General features: G+C 35.6%; 25 protein-coding genes and 1 pseudogene. 16 read left to right on the top strand and 10 right to left on the bottom strand.

The genetic code is table 11. The features are described 5' to 3' along the window. Positions 1–7 precede the first annotated feature (7 nt). The 3 genes from E0W68_RS07970 to E0W68_RS07960 all read left to right on the top strand — a co-directional run bounded on the left by E0W68_RS07970 (position 8) and on the right by E0W68_RS07960 (position 2,530). Positions 8–1,201 (top strand): alanine dehydrogenase, encoded by a 1,194-nt coding sequence (locus E0W68_RS07970; RefSeq protein WP_135218899.1) that lies wholly within the window; start codon positions 8–10, stop codon positions 1,199–1,201. Between the two features lie 190 nt (positions 1,202–1,391). Next, positions 1,392–1,673 (top strand): hypothetical protein, encoded by a 282-nt coding sequence (locus E0W68_RS07965; protein ID WP_135218898.1) that lies wholly within the window; start codon positions 1,392–1,394, stop codon positions 1,671–1,673. A 29-nt stretch (positions 1,674–1,702) separates the two neighbouring features. Continuing rightward, on the top strand, positions 1,703–2,530 hold the full coding sequence (locus E0W68_RS07960; RefSeq protein ID WP_135218897.1) for a sulfite exporter TauE/SafE family protein: 828 nt from the start codon (positions 1,703–1,705) through the stop codon (positions 2,528–2,530). Positions 2,531–2,600: 70 nt separating this feature from the next. Here E0W68_RS07960 and E0W68_RS07955 read toward each other — a convergent pair whose 3' ends face one another. Further along, positions 2,601–3,839: a cation:proton antiporter gene (locus tag E0W68_RS07955; RefSeq protein WP_135218896.1), complete on the bottom strand. Its 1,239-nt coding sequence runs from the start codon at positions 3,837–3,839 to the stop codon at positions 2,601–2,603. A 292-nt stretch (positions 3,840–4,131) separates the two neighbouring features. Between E0W68_RS07955 and E0W68_RS07950 the strand changes: the two genes are divergently transcribed. Beyond that, a complete protein-coding gene (locus E0W68_RS07950) occupies positions 4,132–5,478 on the top strand; it encodes a DEAD/DEAH box helicase (RefSeq protein WP_135218895.1) in 1,347 nt (448 codons plus the stop codon). 5 nt (positions 5,479–5,483) lie between these two features. Here E0W68_RS07950 and E0W68_RS07945 read toward each other — a convergent pair whose 3' ends face one another. After that, positions 5,484–6,590: a lactonase family protein gene (locus tag E0W68_RS07945; RefSeq protein WP_135218894.1), complete on the bottom strand. Its 1,107-nt coding sequence runs from the start codon at positions 6,588–6,590 to the stop codon at positions 5,484–5,486. A gap of 116 nt (positions 6,591–6,706) precedes the next feature. Here E0W68_RS07945 and E0W68_RS07940 point away from each other — a divergent pair, with 116 nt between their 5' ends. Genes E0W68_RS07940 through E0W68_RS07920 form a run of 5 tightly spaced genes read left to right on the top strand, consistent with a single transcriptional unit; the run spans position 6,707 to position 11,310 of the window. Then, positions 6,707–8,635, top strand: coding sequence for a vWA domain-containing protein (locus E0W68_RS07940; RefSeq protein ID WP_135218893.1), 1,929 nt, complete (start codon positions 6,707–6,709; stop codon positions 8,633–8,635). Position 8,636: 1 nt separating this feature from the next. Continuing rightward, positions 8,637–9,893 (top strand): dihydroorotase, encoded by a 1,257-nt coding sequence (locus E0W68_RS07935; protein WP_135218892.1) that lies wholly within the window; start codon positions 8,637–8,639, stop codon positions 9,891–9,893. Positions 9,894–9,897: 4 nt separating this feature from the next. Next, the gene (locus tag E0W68_RS07930) at positions 9,898–10,335 is read left to right on the top strand and encodes a hypothetical protein (RefSeq protein WP_135218891.1); all 438 of its coding nucleotides are present in this window, start codon (positions 9,898–9,900) and stop codon (positions 10,333–10,335) included. 1 nt (position 10,336) lies between these two features. Then, positions 10,337–10,657, top strand: a complete 321-nt coding sequence (locus tag E0W68_RS07925; protein WP_135218890.1) for a DUF4870 domain-containing protein — start codon at positions 10,337–10,339, stop codon at positions 10,655–10,657. Further along, on the top strand, positions 10,657–11,310 hold the full coding sequence (locus E0W68_RS07920; protein WP_135218889.1) for an alpha/beta hydrolase: 654 nt from the start codon (positions 10,657–10,659) through the stop codon (positions 11,308–11,310). Before E0W68_RS07925 ends, E0W68_RS07920 begins: the two co-directional genes overlap by 1 nt. A gap of 30 nt (positions 11,311–11,340) precedes the next feature. Here E0W68_RS07920 and E0W68_RS07915 read toward each other — a convergent pair whose 3' ends face one another. The 3 genes from E0W68_RS07915 to E0W68_RS07905 are packed head-to-tail and all read right to left on the bottom strand — an operon-like array spanning position 11,341 to position 13,138. Beyond that, entirely contained in the window at positions 11,341–11,829 is a 489-nt protein-coding gene (locus tag E0W68_RS07915) for a hypothetical protein (RefSeq protein ID WP_135218888.1), read from the bottom strand. 36 nt (positions 11,830–11,865) lie between these two features. Then, positions 11,866–12,366 (bottom strand): hypothetical protein, encoded by a 501-nt coding sequence (locus tag E0W68_RS07910; protein WP_135218887.1) that lies wholly within the window; start codon positions 12,364–12,366, stop codon positions 11,866–11,868. 7 nt (positions 12,367–12,373) lie between these two features. Beyond that, entirely contained in the window at positions 12,374–13,138 is a 765-nt protein-coding gene (locus E0W68_RS07905) for an MBL fold metallo-hydrolase (protein WP_135218886.1), read from the bottom strand. 84 nt (positions 13,139–13,222) lie between these two features. Here E0W68_RS07905 and E0W68_RS07900 point away from each other — a divergent pair, with 84 nt between their 5' ends. From E0W68_RS07900 to E0W68_RS07885, 4 genes and pseudogenes are all read left to right on the top strand, one after another. Further along, positions 13,223–14,692 carry a TonB-dependent receptor gene (locus E0W68_RS07900; protein ID WP_135218885.1) on the top strand — a complete coding sequence of 490 codons (1,470 nt, stop codon included), beginning with the start codon at positions 13,223–13,225 and terminating at the stop codon, positions 14,690–14,692. Between the two features lie 112 nt (positions 14,693–14,804). Next, a complete protein-coding gene (locus E0W68_RS07895; protein WP_135218884.1) occupies positions 14,805–15,572 on the top strand; it encodes a hypothetical protein in 768 nt (255 codons plus the stop codon). Between the two features lie 649 nt (positions 15,573–16,221). Beyond that, positions 16,222–16,656: pseudogene (locus E0W68_RS13960) on the top strand (thrombospondin type 3 repeat-containing protein); the annotation flags it as partial. Between the two features lie 596 nt (positions 16,657–17,252). Continuing rightward, positions 17,253–17,696, top strand: coding sequence for a hypothetical protein (locus tag E0W68_RS07885; RefSeq protein ID WP_135218882.1), 444 nt, complete (start codon positions 17,253–17,255; stop codon positions 17,694–17,696). Between the two features lie 30 nt (positions 17,697–17,726). Here E0W68_RS07885 and bcp read toward each other — a convergent pair whose 3' ends face one another. Continuing rightward, a complete protein-coding gene (gene bcp, locus E0W68_RS07880; RefSeq protein ID WP_135218881.1) occupies positions 17,727–18,179 on the bottom strand; it encodes a thioredoxin-dependent thiol peroxidase in 453 nt (150 codons plus the stop codon). A 33-nt stretch (positions 18,180–18,212) separates the two neighbouring features. Here bcp and E0W68_RS07875 point away from each other — a divergent pair, with 33 nt between their 5' ends. Beyond that, complete coding sequence (locus E0W68_RS07875) at positions 18,213–18,872, top strand: endonuclease III domain-containing protein (RefSeq protein WP_135218880.1); 660 nt, start codon at positions 18,213–18,215, stop codon at positions 18,870–18,872. Between the two features lie 19 nt (positions 18,873–18,891). Here E0W68_RS07875 and E0W68_RS13835 read toward each other — a convergent pair whose 3' ends face one another. The 4 genes from E0W68_RS13835 to E0W68_RS07860 form a co-directional block, all read right to left on the bottom strand. Continuing rightward, positions 18,892–19,035, bottom strand: a complete 144-nt coding sequence (locus E0W68_RS13835) for a hypothetical protein (protein WP_162845817.1) — start codon at positions 19,033–19,035, stop codon at positions 18,892–18,894. Between the two features lie 57 nt (positions 19,036–19,092). Further along, the gene (locus tag E0W68_RS07870; RefSeq protein ID WP_135218879.1) at positions 19,093–19,677 is read right to left on the bottom strand and encodes an RNA polymerase sigma factor; all 585 of its coding nucleotides are present in this window, start codon (positions 19,675–19,677) and stop codon (positions 19,093–19,095) included. Positions 19,678–19,905: 228 nt separating this feature from the next. Beyond that, positions 19,906–20,379: a YdeI/OmpD-associated family protein gene (locus E0W68_RS07865; RefSeq protein WP_135218878.1), complete on the bottom strand. Its 474-nt coding sequence runs from the start codon at positions 20,377–20,379 to the stop codon at positions 19,906–19,908. Then, a complete protein-coding gene (locus tag E0W68_RS07860; RefSeq protein ID WP_135218877.1) occupies positions 20,372–21,880 on the bottom strand; it encodes an FRG domain-containing protein in 1,509 nt (502 codons plus the stop codon). Before E0W68_RS07860 ends, E0W68_RS07865 begins: the two co-directional genes overlap by 8 nt. Before the next feature lie 56 nt (positions 21,881–21,936). On the opposite strand from E0W68_RS07860, the gene uvrA reads away from it, so the two are divergent. Next, the gene (gene uvrA / locus E0W68_RS07855) at positions 21,937–24,726 is read left to right on the top strand and encodes an excinuclease ABC subunit UvrA (protein WP_135218876.1); all 2,790 of its coding nucleotides are present in this window, start codon (positions 21,937–21,939) and stop codon (positions 24,724–24,726) included. 53 nt (positions 24,727–24,779) lie between these two features. Next, positions 24,780–25,592, top strand: coding sequence for a hypothetical protein (locus E0W68_RS07850; RefSeq protein ID WP_135218875.1), 813 nt, complete (start codon positions 24,780–24,782; stop codon positions 25,590–25,592). Positions 25,593–25,633 lie beyond the last annotated feature (41 nt).

The raw sequence follows: 25,633 nt of genomic DNA, 5'->3' as shown, positions 1-25,633 counted from the left end.
TATAGTCATGTCATTAACACCCTTTACCAAACAACAATTACTCCCTCAGGAAGAGAAGCTTGAAGTGAGCAGACAGCGGAGCGATCTTTTTATTGGTATCCCAAAGGAAACATCATATCAGGAAAGAAGAATTTGCTTAACGCCCGATGCCGTAAACTCATTAACAGCACACGGACACAGGGTAATGATAGAATGCGGAGCCGGTGAAAGCTCCAGCTATACTGATAAAGAGTACAGTGATGCCGGTGCAGAAATAACTATGGATACTAAAAAAGTATTTAGTTGCCCTGTTTTGCTAAAGGTAGAACCGCCTACAGAAAAGGAGATTGAAATGATAAAGCAGGAAACACTGCTTATCTCTGCAATACAATTAAAAACACAAAAGAAAGAGTATTTTGAGGCACTTGCCGCCAAAAAAATAACGGCAATGGCTTTTGAATTCATAAAAGATGAAGATGGCTCCTACCCTGCTGTAAAATTACTCAGCGAAATTGCGGGCACGGCATCAGTGCTTATTGCTGCCGAATTGATGATAAATCAAAAAATAGGAAAAGGACTGCTTTTTGGTAATATAACAGGTGTACCTCCTACCGAAGTTGTAATTATTGGTGCAGGCACAGTAGCCGAATTTGCAGCCAGAACAGCCATAGGGCTTGGGGCTAACGTAAAAGTTTTTGACAATTCGATCACTAAATTGCGTCGCCTTCAAAATAATTTAAACCAACGCATATTTACCTCTACCATACAGGAAAAATCATTACTGAAAGCGCTTATGCGTTGCGATGTTGCTATCGGGGCAATGCGAGGCAAAAACCGCACGCCTATTGTTGTGAGCGAAACAATGGTAGAACACATGAAAAAAGGAGCCGTAATTATGGATGTATCGATAGATACGGGGGGCTGTTTTGAAACTTCCGAGATAACCACACATGAAAGACCCACTTTTATCAAAAATAATGTAATACATTATTGTGTGCCCAATATCCCTTCGCGTTATTCAAAAACGGCATCAATGTCAATCAGTAATATAATAAGTCCGTTTTTATTACAAATGGCTGAAAATGGAGGTTTGGAAAGCTCTATACGCTGTAACAGCGGTTTTAAAAACGGGATTTATTTTTACCACGGATTACTTACTAATAGGTCTATTGCTGATTGGTTTTCGCTTTCATATACGGATATCAACTTGATTATATTATAAGAGAAATATTATGATAAAAAAATATTCCGTCATAATTCTGGCTTTAGTTACTTTATCTTGCGGGAGTCATACCTCCACAATAGTAGACACTTGGCATGAATCTCCCTCAAGTACCACTACCAAAATAAAAGTTACTTCTGATCTATCTGCTGATGATTTAAAAAGAGAATATATAAATAGATTAGTAAGAATGGGATTTGATATTGATACTGAAAACAGAGTAACTGGTAATAACCATATGGAAACTACAATGAGGTATCATGAGAATTATTACGTACGCTTTTTTATTGATTTTACCGATAACATAGCTGTTATTCATGGCGAAGCAGGGAATACAGGTCTTAACGGAATTGGGCAAGAACCGGCAGAACATAACATTAATTGGAAATCGGTTACCTATGAAGGACGCGGTTGGGAGTTAATGAGTATTGTTGCCGGCATGAGTAATATTAAAATAGAATATAATAAATAACTTTTCCCCTCTCGCTTAATCTATTTTTTTTGGAAAATTCAATTATACTAATAATCGTCGGGCTGCTAATAGGAACAATAGGAACATTGATAGGCGCCGGTGGTGGTTTTATACTTGTGCCGCTTTTACTTATTTTTTATCCTGAATTTAGCCCCGAGGTAATTACTGCTATATCTATGGCGGTGGTTTCTGTTAATGCAATATCCGGTACTTTTGCCTATGCCCGTTCGGGACGTGTGGACTATAAGGCAGGAATAACATTTGCCGTTTTTACCATACCCGGCTCTGTATTAGGAGTATATACGGTACAATACATCCCACAAAAACTTTTCAATATCATATTTGGTATATTACTGATATTACTTTCGGCTTATCTGTTTTATAAAAATAAAAATACTGTAGCTACAGTAACAAAGCCTGTAATTAGAAAAGGTTACAAACAGCGTTTAATTACCGACAAAAAAGGAATACTGTATGCTTATAGTTACAACAGTAAGCTTGGTAATATTATAAGTATTATTGTAGGATATATATCGCCACTGTTAGGCATTGGCGGAGGTATAATACACGTGCCCGCAATGGTAAATATACTAAAATTTCCTGTGCATATTGCTACGGCAACATCACACTTTATACTGGCTGTTATGACTACCGTTAGTGTATTAATACATGCTTTTAACGGCACTTATGATAATCCTGCTACTGTAAAAATGATATTGCTGATAGCTTTAGGCGTAGTGCCCGGCGCTCAAGTTGGGGCGTTACTGTCACATAAAGTAAAAAGCTCTTTAATAATTAAATCGCTTGCAGTATGTCTTATAATAGTAGGGATACGAATATTACTGAAAAGTTTATAGCCTAACTTCGTTTTCTTTAGCTACACAATACGCTAATTTTTTTAGCATCTACACAGTTGCAAACTTATACTTAATTTTCTTTGATAACTGCATCGCCGGCAGGGATAATTTCGCCTGAATCTGTTTCTTCCGCTTCCGATTCTTTAGGTTCTTTTTTACTTGAAATAGTCCCCATCATCATTATTAAAGAAGTAAATATAATTACCTGGATAATCAGTGATCTATTCATAAACGGCAGCCTATTTTCGGGTATGATGGACAGGAATAACAAAATAGTTATCAGGCCTCTTGGCGCAATAAACAATAGAGGTATAAGTCTTGTGCGTGCCAGCTTCAAAGCAATTATTCTTATAAAATAAATACCTGCCGTAATGGCTGCCGAATATAACACAACATCGGCATTAAGCACTTCTTTTAATTCTATTAAATAACCGAATAGAAGGAAAAACAAGGCACGAACAAGAAAAGTAGCTTCAATAGTTATTTCTCTGAATTTATGCACCTCTCGCCTTAATACTTTTGGTTTTAATTTTTGTATCCACGAAATGTGCCTGATTTCATTAAGATTATTAAGGAATAACCCGAAAACCAAAATAAATACAAGTGAAGGGAGGTGAAATTCTTTTGATATCTCATAAATAAGTATCACAAGAAATATAATCGGTACAAATTTTATTTGATGTTCCAGCCTGCTCAGCATGAAAGAAAGCATACCCGTAGCAATAAACGAAATTACTATAATAATAAGAAGCTGAACGAAGAAAGAGCCAAATGCCATGAAACCAAAGCTTTCGTGCATGGTAACAAAATTAAATAATATTACCCCTATAATATCTGAAATACTACTCTCGTAAATAACGAACTCTCTGTCAGATTTCATAAAACTGCGCACGCTGGGTATTGCTACGGAGCTGCTGATAATAGCAAGAGGTATGGCATTAATAAGACATATTTTAAAATCGATACCTGTAATGTAGTTAAAAGCAAAAGCCAGTATTAATGCAAGAATAATAAGAGGAACAAACCCTATAATAACCGACCGCTTTATCACGGGAATTTTATCTTTAGTGAGTTCAAGCTCCAAAGCGCCTTCCAAAACTATTAATATTAACCCCACGCTACCCAATATAGGCAATACGCTTTCCAGATTTACTAAGGTTATACCGAAAAAATTACATAGCTGTCGCACCAGGAAACCAAGGGCAAGCAATAAAAGTACAGAAGGTATTTTAGTCTTCGAGGAGGTTAAATCAAAAATGTAAGCCAATAGTACAAGTAAACAAAGTACTAAGATAATGCCTGCCGTCATAATGTTATCTTTTAAATGACTAATTTATACTTTTATCTCTTTAAATTACAATAAACTCTTACCTTTTTGTAATTTAATTAGTGTAAAAATACACTTTATGTTGTTTCTTTTTCAGTATAGAAAAAATTAAGGATATACCCCTTTATCAAACCTTAACCCTTCCACTCTATTATACAGCACTTTAACTTACTTTTTAAATTTCATATATTTTCAGTTACTGATATTTTGGTATTATCTGCTGTATCACATAAATCATTTTACAATTCGCTATCTTTGCAGAAAATATAGTTAAATGACCACTTTTCAAGATTTCGACCTGCCCAAATCATTACAAAAAGCATTAGACGAAATGGGATTCATTACCCCTACGCCTATTCAGGAACGTGCTATGCCTGTAATACTTTCAGGTCGCGATATGATGGGTATTGCGCAAACAGGTACAGGTAAAACATTTGCCTACTTACTTCCTATATTAAAGCAATGGAAGTTTGCAAAGACAGAAACCCCTCGTGTGGTAATTATAGTACCAACGCGTGAGCTTGTGGTGCAGGTGGCCGAAGAGGTTGAAAAACTAACGGTATACATGTCGGTACGCACGCTGGGTATATACGGAGGTGTAAATATAAATACCCAAAAAACAAAAGTATATGAGGGTGTAGATATACTTGTTGCCACTCCGGGAAGACTTATGGATCTTGCTCTTGATAATGTGGTACGCTTTGATGCCCTGCAAAAACTGGTTATTGATGAATTTGACGAAATACTTAACCTTGGGTTTCGTTTCCAGATAACATCAATACTCTCGATGATGAGGCAAAAAAGGCAAAACATTCTATTTTCGGCAACAATGACTGATGATGTTGATGAAATGCTGAATGATTTTTTTGATTTTCCGGAAGAAGTTTCACTGGCAACATCGGGTACTCCCCTCGAAAAAATACAGCAGTTAGGCTATCATGTACCTAACTTTCTTACTAAAATAAACCTGTTAAAGCAATTATTACAAGAAGATGGTTACGACCGTGTACTGGTTTTTGTAAACAACAAGCGTACTGCCGATTTGGTCATGGAGAGTCTTGAAGAAGATTTCCCGGAACAATTTGGAGTGATACATTCAAACAAGTCGCAAAATTACCGTCTTAATACTATGGCTTCTTTTCAGCAGGGAGCACTTAAAGGTATAGTAACTACGGATGTTATGGCGCGCGGACTTGATATTACAGATGTTACCCATGTAATAAACATGGAATTTCCCGAAGTGCCGGAGCAATACATTCACCGTATAGGGCGAACAGGACGTGCTGATAAAGACGGTATAGCCATAAGCCTGATAAGCCCCAAAGAGCAGGAACAGCAAATAGAAGCTGAAATGCTGATGAATAAGGAACTGGAGCTACTACCCGTTCCTGAAAGTGTTGAAATAGCCGAGCGTTTGCTTGATTTTGAGAAAGAAAAGCAGAAAGTAAAATTATTACTGAAACGCCCTAAGCAAGACGGTGGTGAAGCTTTCCACGATAAGAAAGATAAGAACAAGAAAGTAAACCTTGGCGGTCCCGGTAAAACCAAACCCCGCAAAACCAAACCCCGTAACAGAGGGGTTGAAAAAACAAGAGCTGCAAAACGAAAAAAAGGTAAATAAAATTGTTATTTGCTATCTGTAAATACTAAACAAACAGGCTGGCATACCTCTACCCTGTTACCGGTATCACTAAGCATTCCTGTAGTTTTATCTCGTTTAAATATTACTATGTTATTACTTTTTTGGTTTGCCACCAGTACAAAATTTTCATCGGGGTCAATAGCAAAATTACGTGGCGCAACACCTCCTGTAGGCAGTTGTTGTACCTTACTTAACTTCCCGTTGGCATGTACCTGAAAAACCGTTATACTGTTTACCTCTCCCCTGTTGGTAGCATATAAAAATTTACCGTCTTTAGTAATATGAATATCGGCAGCACTATTTTGTGCGTCTGTATCTTGAGGTGCTACACTAATTTCCTGTATGGTTTCCATCTTAGCATCGTTGTAATAAAATACAGTAAGCGTAGCATCAAGCTCTTGCAAAAGATATACGAATACCCCGTTAGGGTTAAATACAAAATGTCTTGGTCCGCTCCCTGCTTTTATATCTTTCACTTCTTTTAGTACAAGTGTTTCTTTATCTCCTTTAGGGTTATAATTGTAAACATACATTTTGTCAGCACCCAAATCGGTCGCAATTACATACTTGTTATCAGGCGAAAACTGCACCATATGTATGTGCGGGCTTTTTTGCTGTGGCGCTATACTGCTACCTTTATGCTTAATAACCTGCTTAGGGTTAGCAAGACTTCCGTCACCTTTTTTTCCAAAAACAGTTATAGCACCATCACTGTAATTAGCCACTACTACATTAGTATCATCAGTAATAATATGGCAAGGATCTATACCTTCAGCATCTTTTTTATTAATAAGCTCTATTTTATCATTGCTCTGAATGTATTTAAAAGAGCTTATAGTGCTTTTAGTTCCGTTTTCATTTACACTGTATATATACTTCCTATCAGTCGATACCGTAAGAAAACTGGGGTTAATAACTCCTTTTGAACTTCCTTTCAGTTTCACTCCGCCATCTGTAGCATTATAATCATATATATACATTCCTTCGCTTTCGCATTCGTTAGTATAAGTACCTACAATAAGTTTATAATTGCTCTGCGCATTTGCGGTAATTATTGAAAACAAAATAAGTAATCGGTATAGTTTCATCATAAATAGTTTAAAGTAAAAACAAAAATAGGAATTAAAAGCGCATTTAAAATTTAAGCCTGTTAATAACTTCACGCATTAGAATAAAAATTAGTATTTTTGACAAACTTTGAAAGCGAATGCAGTTTAAACATCCGGAAATTCTATACTTTCTTTTCCTGCTGGTAATCCCCATTCTGGTACATCTATTTCAATTACGCCGTTTCCAAAAGCAGTACTTTACCAATGTACGTTTTTTGAAAGAACTGAGCATGCAAACCCGTAAAAGTTCGGTCATAAAAAAATGGCTGTTGCTCATTACCCGTCTTTTATTACTGGCATTGCTTATTACCGCTTTTGCACAGCCTTATTTCAATGCTCAGGACAGTGAAAATACAGGTAACGAAATGGTTATACTGCTGGACAACTCGTTCTCTATGCAGGCAAAGGGCAGTAAAGGCGAGTTATTGAAACGGGCAGTACAGGATATATTGGAAAACACGCCCGAAAACCAACAGTTTTCATTACTTACCAATACAGGAGCTTTTTGGGATACCGATACAAAATCGATACAGAAAGAGTTACAGAATATACATTATACCGATGTTCCCTTTCGTCCTGATTTTTTGCTTACTAAAGCAGCCGCAAAAAAGCCCGGTACAGGTAAGGATATAATTATTATTACCGATGCCGTAAACCTTGATAGTAAAGATATTAATACATTTAAAACTAACAACTTTGTATATAGCATTATTCCCGAAGCAGAGAATAAAAACAATGTAGCTATAGATAGTGTATATATCGCACAAGCACTGGATAATTTTTATGAAATTAAAATAGACATGCAGGCTTACGGCACTATTGAAAATGAAGTACCAATAGCGCTGTATAACGGTAAAAACCTAACGGCAAAAACAGTCGTAAAGTTCGATACCCAAAAACAATCTGCTGCATTTACCATCCCAAAGGCTGATTTTCATGGATATGTATCGGTAACCGACAATAGCCTGGCTTATGATAATACCTACTATTTCAGTATATCGAAACCTGAGAAATCCAATGTAATTGCCATAGGCGATACTGATAAAAATAAATTCCTGTCAAGGATATATACTCCTGATGATTTTAATTTTACAGCATCTGAATTAAGAACACTGGATTATAATACACTGGAAAAACAAGATGCTATAATAGTAAACGAGCTTCAAGATATACCTCAAGCACTGATTACTACCCTAAAATCATTTTATGATAAAGGTGGTAATGTAGTGGTTATACCCGCTCCTGACAGTAACCCGAAAAACCTTAACGGGTTGCTTACTAATTTTGGCAATACTATATATAGCGCTCAAAATACTACAGAAAGACAGATAACTCAAATAGCGTTTAACCATCCGTTGTACCGCACTGTTTTTGAAAAGAAAACCAACAATTTTCAGTACCCAAAAGTTAATAGCGGCTATACCCTTTCGGGTAATGCTTTACCCGTACTTACGTATGATGACGGAACGCCATTTGTGGCATCACTCACTAATAGTTTGGGTAATGCTTATGTATTTGCTGCACCTATTAATGCATCAAACAGTAATTTCCAGAACTCTCCGCTTATTGTGCCTACCTTCTACAATATGGCACAAAACAGCAGTAAAACAGGCATAAGTGCCATAACCATAGGCACGAGTGAAAGCCTTATACTCGATGCATTGCTTACTAAAGATGAAGTAGTTACTGTGCGTAATGATGTTACTGATTTTATACCCATGCAGCAGGTACTGAGCAGTAAAGTAAAACTCTCTTTTGGCGATTATCCTGAAGAAGCAGGTAACTATGCTGTTTATAAAAGTAGTGAAAACCTAAAAAACATAAGCTTTAACTATGCCCGCAGCGAAAGTAATTTAGCCTTGCAAAATAAAGCAATACTCGATAATTTTACGATAACTAAATCAGTCACTACAGTATATGACGATATACAGTCCGAAAGAACTGCTGATGAGCTGTGGAAATGGTTTGTTATAGGTACACTCCTCTTTTTATTATTGGAACTCTTTATTCAAAAATTTGTAAAATAAAATGAACCTACTATTTAAAAATGCCACTATAATAGATGAACACAGCCAATACAACAACAAAACAGTTGATGTAAAGGTTGAAGCCGGCATTATAACACAAATAGGACACAATAGTATTACCGAACCGCATATGGAAGTTATTGAACTGGAAAACCTTCATATTTCACGCGGTTGGTTTGACAGTTCAGTAAGTTTTGGCGAACCCGGATATGAAGACAGGGAAACACTTGCTAATGGTTTAAATACAGCAGCCTTAAGCGGGTTTACCAATGTTGCAGTACAACCCAACGGTAACCCCATAGCCGATACTCAGGCAGATATTCATTTCATTTCAGGAAAGGCGGCAAATACAGCAACATCAGTACATCCCATAGGTGCACTAACCAAAGGCAGCGTAGGAAATGATATAGCCGAACTGTTTGATATGAAAAATGCAGGTGCGGTAGCTTTTGGCGATTATAATAAAGCTGTTGCGGATGCCAATATTCTAAAAATAGCACTGCAATATGTACAGGATTTTGACGGTTTGGTAATTGCTTATGCACAGGATGATAAAATAAAAGGAAAAGGAGTTGTACATGAAGGTACAGTAAGTACAAGGCTGGGATTGAAAGGCATTCCTGCACTTGCCGAAGAACTGCAAATAGCCCGCAACTTATTTTTACTGGAATATACGGGTGGTAAAATGCATATACCTACTATATCTACAGCCAAATCGGTACAACTCATTAAGGAAGCTAAAGTAAAAGGACTTAATGTAACGTGTAGTGTAGCTGTACACCATTTAGTACTGACTGATGCGGTATTGACTGATTTTGATACATGCTATAAGATAACTCCTCCTCTGCGCCCTGAAGCTGACAGACAGGCACTCATAGCAGGCGTACTTGATGGTACAATCGACATCATTACATCAGACCATAACCCTATTGATATTGAGAATAAAAAAATGGAGTTCGACCTTGCGAAAGATGGGACTATAGGATTAGAAAGTGCTTTTGGGGCATTACTTACCGTATTACCCTTAGAAACAGTTATTAAAAAACTTACAGCAGGTAAAAAGCTATTTGGGATAGAAGATCATGTTATAGCCGAAGGCAAACCCGCATCGTTTACATTGTTTAACCCTGATGTGAAATATACTTTTGGGAAGCAGAATATACTTTCTAAATCTAAAAACTCGGCATTTTTAGGTATGGAATTACAGGGCAAAGCATACGGTACCTGTAATAACGGAAAATTGATGCTGAAAAAATAATATTATGAGAAAGCTACTCAAACTATTAATAATTTCTCTGATTGCTGTTTCCTGTAACAAAGCAAAAGATACTGTAAATAAAGGAGGTGAAGCCGTTGGCGAAACCGCAACAGAATTTATTAATGGCATTAGCGAAGGGGTAGATAATACTATTGACAGCAAAATTGTAATTTCAGACGAATTAAAAAATAAAGGTATAAGCATCGGTAAATATTATCTTAAAAAAGATGACTCGGGTAATAATAATATATTGGTAATTTATATAATTACAGAAAACGATTTTAACGGAGCTCTTACTTTTAAGGTATTTGATAAAAGAGATGCAGAGTACGGCAGACAAAAAATTGAAGTGAGCGGTAAGGCTGGTGAAGCTTCTTATTATGATGTTGTATTTGACTCAAGAACTGATATAGAATCAAAAAGCACTATAAAAATTAACTGATATGAATACCGTTGAAGAAGGAAAAACTATGGCAATAGTTAGCTACATAACTATATTTGGTACTATTATAGCAATGGTAATGAACAGCGAAAAGAAAAATTATTTTACATCTTTCCATATACGTCAGGCATTGGGGGTTATCCTTACTTTTTTCATTTTAGGATATCCGGTAGGATTATTTGATAGTTGGATGGTTTCCTCTGCTTTTTACATTTTTTTCTTTATATTATGGATATACGGATTTTTAGGTGCAGTACAAGGGCAAATGAATCTTATTCCTGTACTTGGACCTTTCTTCCAAAAAACATTTAAAAGTTTATAATGCAACAAAATTTATCACTATACCACGTAGTACGAGAACCAAAAGTAAAAACCGAGAAAAGCCCTTTATTACTGCTGCTTCATGGTTATGGCAGTAATGAGGAAGACCTATTTTCGTTTGCACCGCAGTTACCCGATGAGTATTTTATAGTTTCGGCAAGAGCGCCTTATGCCCTGCCGCCTTATGGTAATGCTTGGTATGCAATTAATTTTGATGCCGGTATGAATAAATTTTCTGATAATGAACAGGCAATACAATCGCGTGACCTTATTGCAAAATTTATTGATGAGCTTATAGCTACTTACCCAATAGATAAAGATAATATTACCCTGATAGGCTTTAGCCAAGGCAGTATATTAAGCTATGCCGTAGCATTTACTTATCCTGAAAAAATAAAAAGTGTTGTTGCTCTTAGCGGTTACGTTAATGAGGATATTATAACCGAGACTATTGAAAAAGAAGAAGTAGATAAACTACGTTTTTTTATATCACACGGCAGTGTAGATCAAGTTATTCCTGTAGAGTGGGCACGCAAAGCTCCGGAGTTTGTTAAAAGTTTTGGTATCGAAGCAGAATATCAGGAGTATCCTGTAGGTCATGGCGTAACGCCGCAAAATTTTTATGATATGCTTGCGTGGCTAAATAAACAGTAAAATTGTATACTGAATACTGCGACTTGAATATTACTGTTCCTGTATGTCGCTCCCTGTTATTTGTTGCTCTTCTATAGCAGCTCCTGCATACTGTGGTTCGCCATTTTTTAAGAGAGAGTAACCATTATTAAGCTGTAATAACCATACATTATTTTTATATGGGCTTCCCTCCTTTTCACGTTCCAGTAGTATAGCAGCAGTTTCGTTAGGCAAATAAAGTTCGGCTCTGTTACCCTTTTCTTCAAAAATAACAAAAGCACTTTTAGATATACCCTCACTTTTCAGTTCGGCAACAATATTAAGGCGGTAACCTTCTTCAAAAACGCGTATGCATTGATTTTTTATAGATGACCAGCGGTATCCTGCAGATGTGACACAACCATTGGCATCTTTATCAGTACCTAATATTACCCTTTTGTCGCCTTTCTCCACGGTTTCTTTATTTTCGGTATCTTTAAGTATATGCTCGCACGAAACGAGAAAAAAGAGCATTACTGCCAGTGGAAACAGCTTTTTCATATCGGTAAAAATTGAATTTTAAATGTACAAAAAATATTAATACATGCTGTTTACGTGCAGTAGTGCTTCCATAGTTTCATAAGTAATATCGCCGTTATCTTCTACAAAATACTTAATAAGCACCTCACCCCACAACTTACCATTGGTAAAATCAGCAATAATCCAACGATTATTTATGACTTTTATTTTATTAATCTTATAGGGGTTGTCATCTAATGACGGATATTGTATGAGCGGGTTTCCTTCAGGGTTTTTATTTTTTTCATAAATACCGTCCCTAACCTTTATCTCCAAAGCATCAGCATCTTGTCCTCTAAAGTAATTACGGGCATTTAAATTTTGCGATAAAGAAAAATAATCAGCTCTTTGTAAATAATCAGTCGTTACTGCCAGGCTGTCTTTTAATGATGTTACTCTTACATTGAGATTATCAACCTTTTCCGCATCATGTTTTTGTTTGTTAGTAAAATATACATAGGTAAAAACATTTATCAATACTGAAAAAATAAACAGGTATAACAAGATATTCTTTTTCATAATTATATTAAATAGTTATTTGTAAATTATCATAAGCTAAAAACACATTTTCAGGCAATTGTTGCTGCACTGCTTCATGAAACCCCATATGCTGACTGATGTGTGTGAGGTAAGCCCTTTCGGGCTGTATTTTTTTAATAAAATCAAGAGCTTCTTCAAGGTTAAAATGGGTGGGATGCGAGGCTATCCTGAGTGCGCTGACTACCATAACTTTAACTCCTTTTATTTTTGCAATTTCTTCATCCGCAATAGTCTTAACATCAGTAAGATAAGCAAAGTCCTCTATCCTGTAGCCAAATACCTCCAGGCTGCCGTGCAGTGCCATAAACGGGTATGCTGTTTTATTACCCACAGTAAAAGGCTTATTATTTTTAACCTCTATGGCGTGTACTGATGGCGCTCCGGGATATTTATCTTCTTCTTCAAAAATATAATCGAAACGTCGTTTCAGGCTTTCTATTACTCTCTTGTGTCCATAAATTGGTATATCACCCTGTTTAAAGAAAAAAGGTCTTATATCATCCAACCCTGCTGTATGGTCGGCATGCTCGTGTGTAAACAGTATCCCATCTACCTGCGGGCATTTTGATACTAACATTTGTTGCCTGAAATCGGGTCCGCAATCTATAACGTAAGAATAATTCTCCCAGTGTATCCATACAGAAACACGAAGGCGTTTATCCCTTGGGTCATCGCTCAGGCATACCGGATGGTCTGAACCTATAACCGGTATGCCTTGAGATGTTCCTGTTCCTAAAAACCAAACTTTCAAAATTGTTTATTTTTTACAAAAATAACATTATTTGTTTTATTAAACTGGCTGAATTTTTAACTTTGCAATATATCAGTCACCGCTATGAAATTAACCGAACAAGACATAACCCTAAAGGGGGATAAAATTATAGAACATGTTCCTTCCACTAAAGATAAAGCGCTACGTATAAATCTTAATGAAAATGTTTACGGTACTTTTTCCGAAATAGGGGCAGGACAGGAAACTGTACGTCATTTTTTCAGAGCAGGAGGCTCGTCCGGCACAATAGCCAAAGCTATGTCGGCATACGATAAAGATTTTAGTGATGCCATATATGGCGTGGAAGATGATGGCAGGTATGTAACTGAGAGTCGCCTTAAAAAAATGCTTACCCATGAGGTACGCATTATAGAAAACAGACTGAAAAGGGATAAACACCCCAGCAAAATGTTTTTTAGCTATGCCAATACTGTAGCAACTATCGACTTTGCCAAACAGTTTAAAGGTCATGGCTGGGTAGGTATAAAATATCAGGTAGAGCCTGATGAGGATTATAACGAAATAACGCTGCACATACGATTTAAAGAAAATGATGCCCGACTGCAACAGGAAACGCTGGGCATACTTGGGGTAAATCTTATTTATGGAGCTTTTTACAAATATAACGATCCTAAAAAATTACTGCGTTACTTATACGACAATTTAGATAAAGACCAGCTCGAAATAGATACTATCAACTTTTCAGGACCTCGCTTTGCCAATGTAGATAACCGACTGATGAGTCTTCAATTGGTTAAAAACGGAATGACTGATGCGGTAATGTTTAATCCTGACGGTAATAATGTTTTGCCTGCTGCTATTTTATATAAAAAAAATATACTCGCACTTAGAGGTAGTTTCCGTCCCGTTACCAAAGTAAACATTGACATGCTCCAAAAATCGCACGAAATGTTTTTGGAAGAAAACAGGGTGGATAAAGAAAAAACACTGGTGGTTTTTGAAATTACCCTTTCCAACCTTCGCTCTGAAGGTGAAATAGATGAAAGAGATTTTATGGACAGAGCCGAGTTACTTTGTTCTCTCGGACAAACAGTTATGATATCTAACTTTCAGGAATACTATAAGGTTGTCGAATATTTTTCAAGTTATACAAAAGCCCGGATGGGGCTTGCTATGGGGGTAAATAACCTTATAGACATATTTGACGAAAAATATTACCGACACCTAAGCGGAGGAATACTGGAAGCTTTTGGTAAACTGTTTTACCGAGATCTTAAAGTATTTTTATACCCGATGGAAGATGAAGACGGAACTATTATAACCTCTGAAAATCTTAAAGTACACCCACGAATGAAAGAGTTGTATAAATTCTTTAAGTTTAATGGTAAAGTAATCGATATTCCGGGTGTGGAAGAAGGTCACCTTAAAATATTTTCACGCGAAGTACTTAAAATGATAAGTAAAGGACAAACAGGTTGGGAAGATATGCTGCCTGCCGGTATTGCCGAGCTTATTAAAAAAAATCACTTATTTGGGTATGATCCCAATAAGGTATTAGCTGAACAGAAATAATATACAAATTCGATTTTTTTTTGTTTTTAAAATAATTTTAACAGACGTCAAATTGTTTGAAAAATTTATTTTATATAAGTTTGTTATATTCAACAAATTAATTATAAACAAAATGAAAAAAATAAGATTGTTTATTATCGGTTTTCTAAGTACAACTCTACTAATTGTATCCTGCTCAAAAGATGAAAATTATGTATCAGAAACTAACAACAGTAACTTAAAAGAGAAGCTACAAATTTTTGAATCTCAATTGAAGAGCGAAAATACTTTAATATTTGAATTAAAGTCAAATACTGACTCGATAGTATTTAATGAAGATTATATTAGGAATTCAAAGAACAATTACGATTATGAAGGCGAATCAATATTAGCTGTTCATAAAGATATTGATAACTATGTAGAACAAATCATTACTGATTCCACTGCAACTTATGAGAATGATTTGAAGCCATACATAGATGGGAAAATTCAAACATTAAAACCTATCGATGTAAATAATTTTAATTCTGATGAAACTGCATTATTAGATAGCTTTAAGCTAAATTTTGTTCCTTCAGTAGATTATGTCATAGCTTATGAAAATTTCGTATTTGATAATTTTCCAGACCAAACGAAAGTGAGTGAATTTCTTATTACAATATCTAGAATTAAATTCCAAATTTTTATACACAATGCTGATATTAATCACAATCATGAAGAAGGTGAAGGTAGAACACTTTCAGCTTGGGAAAACTGTGTTGTTGCGTGTATGAGAAATGAATATGAGGACTATAATGTAGTAGATTGGGTTCAGTTTGCTCTCAATCCTGGAGCGGATGTTTTATGGACTGCTGCATCTTGTGGTTGGGATTGTAGAAGACGAGGATATTACGGAGAATAAAAATATATTAAAAATTTTTAAGTTATGGATACAGTTTTTTTTGAAAGAAATAAATATTTAATCCTACCCATATTGATTTCCATTCTATCATTACTGGTGTTTTTGTATATAGAACATATCGTGTATAATTGGGTGGGTATATTGACATTTATTGTATTGGTTATGTTATCTTTTTATTATGTGCCATTTCAGGTACTTAAAAATGACGATACTGAATTATCAAAAGGGATTGTTATTATATCTAATCTGATTAAGGGTGTATCATGTGGTTATATCGCTTTGTTAGTATTTACTTATAATAATACAATAGGTTTAATAGGGAGTATAATTATTATTGTAAGCCTTATTTTTTCATATTATATTTTGAGTTTAAAAAAGAGTAACTCTAAAAAATTATTTATATCTCATTTTATTATAGCTTTTTTCCTAACTGGCTTGGTGAAATTAATTAATTAAGCGACTTTTTTGTCAATAAAAAAGCAGTCAAATTGGCTGCTTTTTACATTCTAATATATTTTATCCATTTACTTTTCATAAAAATCATTATCAATACGTGTTTTTAACTTAAAAAAAGATATACTTTTATAAGTCATTACAAATACGACCTGCAAACGCGGGAGAGTACATTTAAAATTGTAATTATTTATAAATGAAAATAATTATTAAATTCATAGTTATCTTATCAATAGGTATAAGTTTAACAGGTTGCAGGAGTATGCAATCACCAAACAAAACGGATACCGACCAAGATGGTATAGCCGATATATATGACGAGTGCCCTAATGATGCGGGGACGCCAAGTTTAGGCGGATGCCCTGATACGGATAATGACGGAATAGCTGATAAAGATGACAAATGCCCTTTTGCAGCAGGAATATTTGAACTGTCAGGCTGCCCGGATCGTGACGGAGATGGTGTTCCTGATGATGAAGACGATTGTCCCGACGTTGCCGGTCCTAAAGAAAACAAGGGTTGCCCGTGGGCAGACAGTGATGGGGATGGTGTGCTAGACAAAGATGACAGATGCCCTGATGTGCCGGGTACGAGTGCTAATTCAGGCTGCCCCGAAGTAGGAGAACCTATAATCAGACCTAAATTTCCACAATTTCCTACGCAACCACCCCGACCTTCTGATGTGGAAAAGGTGTCTGGAAATTATTTTAACGAAGCGCAAACATTAGGTAACGTCAACGAAATCATTGGAGAAGCATTAGATACAAAAGGATATACGCGTAAAGGTTATTTTTATGTGAAAGATGGTTTTGCTATTGCCACACAACTTGAACAAACTGACAGGCAGGGAAAACCGCTGACAGGCGAAAACAGATGGACAAGAACTGTTTATAATGATGAAGGGTTTTCGTTATCGGAATATATAAGTGCTTTGTTAACTGCAAAGGCAGGTTATTACCGATTTATTGTATTTATAATTAATAAAGAGCCTTTATCGTTTTCGGATAGTAACGAAGCAACAACACAATGGGCGGATACTATTATGTATAAAGGCAGTACAGATTTGCCCGACACTATAAGCAATATGCTATATACACCACAGCATAAAATTACCGCGCTTATATACCAGTTTAAAAAACCGGAAAATGACGATGCAATAATGATAAAACCAACCCCAACACCAGGGCAACACTTAACCCTTTCCGGAATTAAAACAGCTTTACAACAATGAAAATACAATTTGAGACCGCCAAGAAAAGAATTGCAATACTATGGTTTATTGTTGCTGCAACCATATTTGCACTCATGTTTTTACAGACTATAAATGGTAAATTTGAAAATAAAGTAAGCGAAGCCTGGGGTTGGTTCTGCCAAAACCTTTTACCCACACTTTCGCTGATTATATCGGTATTTATTTTTGATAATGCAGCTAATAATGGTAATAGCCGAATGATAGATAAATTTCATTTTAATATTGCTTTCTTTATCTCTTTGTTTTATTTACTGGTAGTAACAAGCGTAGTGTTGGCACAGCCCTTTGCTAAAACTTCTACTATTGTGTGGTTACAGCAGTCAAATATTTACTTAGCCCCGTTACAAGGTATAGCAACAGGGGCTATAGGTATATTTTTTATAAAAAAAAGCAGTGACAGTCAAGCCGCCGACACATAATAAAAAAGCAGCCGTTTGGCTGCTTTTTTATTATCCTAATATCTGTTCGGCGTGTTCTTTCGTTTTTACCTTATCAATTACCTCATCAATAATACCCTCTTCATTTATAATAAACGTGGTACGATGAATACCATCAAACTCACGACCCATAAACTTTTTAGGTCCCCATACACCAAAAGCGTTAATAACGCTTTTATCTTCATCGGCAATTAACGGAAAAGGGAGACTATATTTATCTCTGAATTTTGCCTGTGCTTTTTGACTATCGGCACTCACACCTAGCAATTCATAATTATCAGCTTTAAAACGATCAAAGTTATCGCGCAGGTCGCACGCTTCGGCAGTACATCCGGGAGTATTAGCCTTCGGATAAAAAAACACTACCAGTTTTTTTCCTTTATAATCGGCAAGTTCATGTTTGTTTCCATCCTGGTCAATTCCTGAAAATTCAGGAGCTTTATCTCCTTTTTTTAATGTCGTCATAATAGTATATTTGTTTTTATAAAATTAATCAAAATGACTAAGGCAGAAAAGGTAACATTTGTTATAGATACGTTAAATGATATCTACCCTACCATACCCATACCTTTAGACCATAAAGACCCTTATACGCTGCTTATCGCGGTGCTTATGTCAGCACAAAGTACGGATGTTCGGGTAAATCAGATAACTCCCCTACTCTTTGCTAAAGCTGATAATCCCTACGACATGGTAAAATTATCTGTAGCAGAAATACGTGAAATAATAAAACCCGTAGGGTTGTCCCCCATGAAATCAAAAGGCATACACGGATTATCTGAAATTTTGATTGAAAAATATAATGGCGAAGTACCCGCAAGTTTTGAGGCTCTTGAATCGTTACCGGCTGTAGGTCATAAAACGGCAAGTGTAGTGATGAGCCAGGCATTTGGCATACCTGCCTTTCCTGTAGATACGCACATCCACAGATTGATGTACCGTTGGAATTTAAGTAATGGTAAAAATGTGGTACAGACTGAAAGAGATGCAAAACGGCTTTTTCCTGAGGAGTTATGGAATAAACTGCACTTACAAATTATATGGTACGGACGCGAATATTCGCCTGCGCGTGGCTGGAATTTAGACAAAGATATCATCACCCGAACCATCGGGCGAAAATCGATTTTAGAAGAGTATTATAAAAAAACCTCCCGTTAATCCGCAGGAGGTTTATACTTTAATTAGCAAAATTTTCGAACGTACCGTTACCTGTTTTTACTATTAATAATGCTTTAGAATAATTTAGTAAAAAATCGACCGTTTCTTTTTTAGGTAACATTTCGGGAGTTGCTAATTTTTTTTTAGAGTAAAGTTTTGCCATGTACAGAATGTTGTTTGTTTATTTTCTATACAACGCAAAGCAACTTCCTATTATTGCCTAATTGGTCAAAATAATATTATTTTTTTCTATTACTTTTCTCAAGTTCATCAATGCATAGCGCATTCTGCCCAATGCAGTATTGATACTAACGCCCGTAACATCGGCTATTTCTTTAAAGCTCATGTCCTGATACATACGCATTTGCAATACTTCTTTCTGGTCATCAGGGAGTTCTTCAATAAGTCTTTTTACATCATTTTCTACCTGGTCGGTAATAATCCTGCTTTCTATATTAGGACTGTTATCGCTCATGATGGAAAAGATAGAAAACTCTTCTGTTTCACGAAACATCGGCATTTTCTTGTTTCTCCTGAAATGATCCACAATCAGGTTGTGTGCTATACGCATAACCCAAGGCAAAAACTTACCTTCCTCGTTATAAGCATTACATTTCAGTGTTTTGATTACCTTAATAAAAGTATCCTGAAAGATATCATCTGCAATATCCCTGTCAGTAACTTTTGAATAGATAAAACCGTAAATTTTTGATTGGTGTCTTTTGATTAAACAGGCAAGCGCATTTTCGTCTCCGCCTATATAATTTTTAACCAAGACAGCGTCCGGGATTACAACATTAGCCATAGCAACAACTTTTTAGTTTTTTTTTGAATTTGGTTCTCGTTAAATAAGAAACTGCGTTCCTAAAAAGTAATTTTTTCTATAGGCTATGTTAATTTTGAATTAATTATATGCCAAATATAACATAAAACATTTGTTAAAAACAAGAAGAATTTTAAACTTTAACATTTAAACTGCAATAATTAATGTTAAAACCTGTCATTCCTTAAGTGGTTGCATGGATTATAATTGTTATAAACGCTCTCCTCTTTCGATCTTTTTCAATATTTTTACAATACGCTCCACTTTGGTTTCTTCTTTTTTAGCAGCATATATCCAATCAATAAAAGCTTTTTGCTCGCCATCGGTATAACCGCAAAAAGTTTCATAAGCATTAGGTTCATTTTGCAGGCACAGTTTTAATTCTTCAGGTAATTCTAAAGGAGTATCGTCCAAATAAAGTATGACGTGAATATAATCGCCTGCCTGCTTTTTTATCTTTTTGCGTATCTCTGCTTTAACAGGTAAAAATAGTTTGCCGTTGCCCATAGGCATCAGGTGGTAATTTTTTATTTCATAATCATCAATAGTACCCTTTACCCTAACCCATCCAAACGGCGCAGATTTATCAGGCTTTATTTCAGGTATCTGGGCATACGTCCACCCACCTTTACCGGGAAATTTCTCAAGGAGGTAGGTTTTGTTAGTGAGTGTATTATTAGGCATAACCAAGAATTGTTATCTGGGTTGGAGTAAAAAAAATAACAGGTTTTTCATTTTCACTATTATATAAAACTTGGTATATTATTATTTCTGCTTTAAATAAAGACAACAGTTTTTGAAAATCAAATATTATTCTAGGATCATTAATTTCCAGTAGAATTTTAGAACTTAAAGAATTTAATACGGGATAAGTAAAGATATCATTTATATCTTCTCTAAACGCTTCAATTATCAAATGTTCTGATGCATAACATCTTGTGACACTTCTATATTCATTAGTAAGTTCTAAAACTAATAACTCAGAATCGTCTAATGGAGATATATCTTTCTTATTGTCAAAAATCTCGAAATAAATATATTTACTTAAAACGTAAATAATTTCTTTTAAAGAATAAGGTAGATTTCTCATTCCGTCCCATATCCTAGAACAACTCCTATTCATTATTTTCGATAACTTATTATTTAGTTTAGGAGCAACTATCAATGAAAATTTAATTTCATCTTTCGAGGTTACATCACTGTTTTCAAAAAAATCACATAATTTATCGTATATGATAGTATATCGTTCTATTTCTGTAAACAATAGTTCATTATTAACAGATATTTTTAAATAGTGTATTTTTCGGGTAGAATCCCATCTCTCGTTAAAAGAATACAACCATTTCTTATATATTGTGGATTTCCAACTTTTATGTATACTATTTGGTTTAACAATCGAGTCAAAATTAATACTAGGAAAGCGTTCAATTGGAATTTTTATTTCTTTTGAGAATTCAAGCATTCGTTTATATCCTTCTAGTCTTTTTTCAGAATTAAAAAACTGATCTAATAAAATTTCTAATTCACTTTTTCTTTTAGGATAAATATCATCCTGAAGATTTTTGCCGTAAGATTTAGAGTAAGGGAAAACTATCCTATCAAAATTATATAATTTTTCAATGTCCATAACTGGTGTATACAAAAAATATCCTTCTTGGCTTTGTAATCTCCATAAATTGTCTACATCGATAGATATGACCTCTGGCGTAGGGGTTTTCTGTTCTTTAAAAATAATTTCTATAAACCTGATAAATTCATTAAAATCATTTTCATTTAAGCATATTATTACACTGTCTTTGCCTATAACATTAGATTTTGAGTTTGTTGCAAAGAATGCTGCAATTTCAACATTTGATGTAAAATCAATAAAACTTGTTGGAATACCGTAATGCTGAGCTATTGCGACCAACCAATCCTTATTATCTATATATTTATGCAATGGTTGATGGGATTCCATAAAATAATATAGTCTTTCAATTATATCTTTTATTTCATCAAATTCTTTATTAGTTCTACCCATAGTTGGCACAACAGACCAATTTTGAGCCTGACCTCTAAATAAATTATATTTACCTGAATTTTTATACTCTTTTGCTAAGCTTACAGCTTCTTCTATTGAATTTACTTTATAAATTTCACCCATATTATTATTATATCCTTCCAAATATAACAAATCCCTCTCCATTCCCTTAACAAAAATTTCCTGCGAAAAACGTATCTTTGCACATTACGATTTTTGCTATGATAAAAACAGATTTTTCTACTCTCGAACCTAAGAAAAATATCCTTATAAAAGGTGCACAACTGCACAACCTCAAGAATATAGATGTCGCTATTCCGCGTAACAAACTCGTGGTCGTAACAGGACTTTCCGGTTCCGGTAAATCCAGCCTTGCATTCGACACCCTGTATGCCGAAGGGCAACGCCGTTATGTGGAGAGTTTATCCAGCTATGCCCGTCAGTTTTTAGGACGATTGGACAAACCTAAAGTAGAATATATAAAGGGCATTGCTCCGGCAATAGCTATAGAGCAAAAAGTAAACACTACCAATGCCCGCAGTACCGTAGGTACAAGCACCGAGATATACGACTACCTAAAACTGCTTTTTGCCCGTGTGGGGCGCACCTACTCCCCTGTTTCGGGACGTGAAGTAAAAAAAGACACTGTTACCGATGTTATCAATACCATAAAAGGATTTGAAGACGGCAGTCGTTGGTTATTACTTTCACCCGTACATACCGAAAAAGGGCGTACACTCGAAGAAAAACTGGGCGTATTACTGCAACAAGGGTTTGCACGTATTTTGGCAGATAATGAAACCCTGCGCCTTGATGAGATAGCAGGTGTTGACTTTGCCAACAAAGAAGTTTTATTGGTTGTTGACCGAATTGTAGTAAAAGACGAAGAAGAATTTTATAACCGCCTTGCGGATGCAGTACAGACTGCTTTTTACGAAGGCAAAGGCGAATGTTACTTACAGGAAGTAAGCACAGGCAACCGACTGCCTTTCAGTAATAACTTTGAGCTGGATGGCATTACTTTCCTTGAACCAAACGTACACTTATTCAGCTTTAATAACCCTTACGGGGCTTGCCCTGCCTGCGAGGGCTACGGCAGCATTATAGGTATTGATGAAGAGCTGGTTGTGCCCAATACAGCCCTTTCGGTTTATGAAAATGCCATATTCCCCTGGCGTGGCGAAAGCATGGGTTGGTATCGTGACCAGTTGGTTAATAATAGCCATAAATTCGATTTCCCGATACATAAACCTTATTTTCAACTATCAGAAAGTGATAAGGCTTTGATTTGGAAAGGCAATAAGTATTTTACAGGGCTTGATGCCTTTTTTGCCGAACTGGAAGAGAAAAATTACAAAATACAAAACCGTGTAATGCTGTCGCGCTATCGCGGTAAAACCAAGTGTAATGTATGTAAAGGCAAACGCCTGCGACCGGAAGCAAACCATGTAAAAATAGCTGACCGCACCATATCAGATCTTGTTGATTTACCGATAAAAAACCTGATTGATTTTTTTGATGGCTTAACACTGAACGAATACGACCAACAGGTAGCCAAACGTTTGTTGATTGAAATTAACAATCGTCTGCATTTCTTGCAGGAAGTGGGATTAGATTATTTAACGCTGAATCGTAAGTCAGCCACACTTTCAGGTGGAGAGTCGCAACGTATTAACCTCGCTACCTCATTAGGCAGTAGCCTTGTAGGTTCGATGTATATATTGGATGAGCCGAGTATAGGACTGCACCCAAAAGATACCGAACGCCTTGTAAAAGTGCTTGAAAACCTGCGTAATCTTGGCAATACTGTAATTGTGGTAGAGCACGACGAGGATATTATGAAAGCTGCCGATATGATTATTGATATAGGTCCCGAAGCAGGTACTTTTGGCGGTGAGTTGGTAGCACAAGGCACGTATGACGAAATCCTGAAATCAGACTCACTTACGGCTAAATACTTAAATGGCGAATTGGAGATAAGCGTACCTAAAAAACGTCGAAAATTCAAGCATCATATTGATGTTATCGGTGCGCGCGAAAACAACCTTAAAAATATAGATGTTACTTTCCCGCTCGATTGCCTTACGGTAATAACTGGTGTTTCCGGTAGTGGTAAGAGTACATTAGTCAAAAAAATACTGTATCCGGCACTACAAAAACAACTTGCCGGTGTAGGCGAAAAAGCAGGGCAATTTACCGAGTTACAGGGGAGCTATTCGCACATTAAGCACGTGGAATATGTTGACCAAAACCCTATCGGGCGCAGTTCGCGCTCTAACCCTGTTACGTATATTAAAGCCTATGACGATATTCGCGATTTGTATTCAAAACAGAAGTTATCGAAAATGCGCGGGTATCAGGCAAAACATTTCTCGTTTAATGTAGATGGCGGACGTTGTGAAACCTGTAAGGGCGAAGGCGAAGTAACTATCGAAATGCAGTTTATGGCAGATGTGCATTTGGAATGCGAAACCTGTAACGGCAAACGCTTTAAAAAAGAAATACTGGAAGTTGCTTTTGAGGGTAAAAACATCGATAACATATTAACCATGACTATTGATGATGCTGTGGCATTTTTTACCGAGCATAAGCAAACTAAAATAACCCAAAAGCTGCAACCCTTGCAGGATGTTGGGTTGGGCTATGTACAGTTGGGGCAGTCCTCCTCTACCCTATCGGGTGGTGAGGCACAGCGTATTAAACTTGCCTCGTTCCTGGTAAAAGGCACAACTAAGGATAAAGTACTGTTTGTATTTGACGAACCTACTACGGGGCTGCATTTTCATGATATACAAAAGCTGTTAGCTTCGTTTGAAGCCTTATTGGATAAAGGGCATTCTATTACAGTGATTGAGCATAACCTCGACCTTATTAAATGTTCCGATTATATTATAGACATTGGCTCTGAAGGCGGCGAAAACGGCGGACATTTAGTAGCGTTTGGTACACCCGAAGAAGTGGCGAAAAATCCTAAATCGGTTACGGGAGAATATTTGAGAGGGAAGTTGTAAAAATTATTACTTAGTACGCATTTATTACAAGTAGCATTTATTTTTGTACAATTATGAGTAGCAGGGATATAAAATATGATGTAAAAAGTATATTGGAAAAGCAAATGCCTTATTTGATAAAATTATTGAATGGGAAAGAAATTTCATGGACCGATATCAATAAGAGTTTTAAAAAACATTGTCAATCTCTAAAAAAAAAATATAAAGAGGGAGATATAATAGAGGTCAATATTTTTTGGTTGATATCCGAAACTATTCGTAAGAATGAAAAGTCTTATGCCATGTTTGACTTTATTAATACTACGTTCGAACAACTATTCCACCGGCTAAATAATAAAGAATTAAATCTTACTCATAAATTGATTAAGAATGTACTAATGTCTTGTGACAATAAATATTTAAATTTTATTGGAGAAATAGCTACTTTAAATGCATATATGTCGACTGAGGAAATTGAGTTATTAAATATTGAACAAAAAATTTATCACAATAAAAATAAACATGCTGATTTATTCCTAAAAAGAAAAAAGGATGAAATAAAATTCTTAGTTGAGATAGTGAACATTCATCTTGAAGACAAAGAAAATAAAACTTCAGAAGAAATTGAATATATTATAAATAGTAAATTAAAATCAAAATACGAAACAACCTTTTTCGATAATCCATCTTATAATCTGACTATACAACCTGTTATATGGACAAACAGTATAGAACAAATAAAACTACTTGAACAAATATTTCGAAAACACGAAAATAACGTAAAAGATATACGTATACCTATGTGTCACATAACATATCAGAACCCTGAAGGGGGGTATTATGAACACCGTTTCGAATATATAACTACTATTTTACATGACGATTAGATTAAGTATAACAACTTTTGTAATAATCAAATAATATTATT

The sequence above is a fragment of the Flavobacterium salilacus subsp. salilacus genome (assembly GCF_004634195.1).
In the GTDB taxonomy this organism is placed as follows: domain Bacteria; phylum Bacteroidota; class Bacteroidia; order Flavobacteriales; family Flavobacteriaceae; genus Flavobacterium; species Flavobacterium salilacus.
Note: the sequence above shows the minus strand (reverse complement) of the source record. Positions and strands in the feature narration are given on the sequence as shown.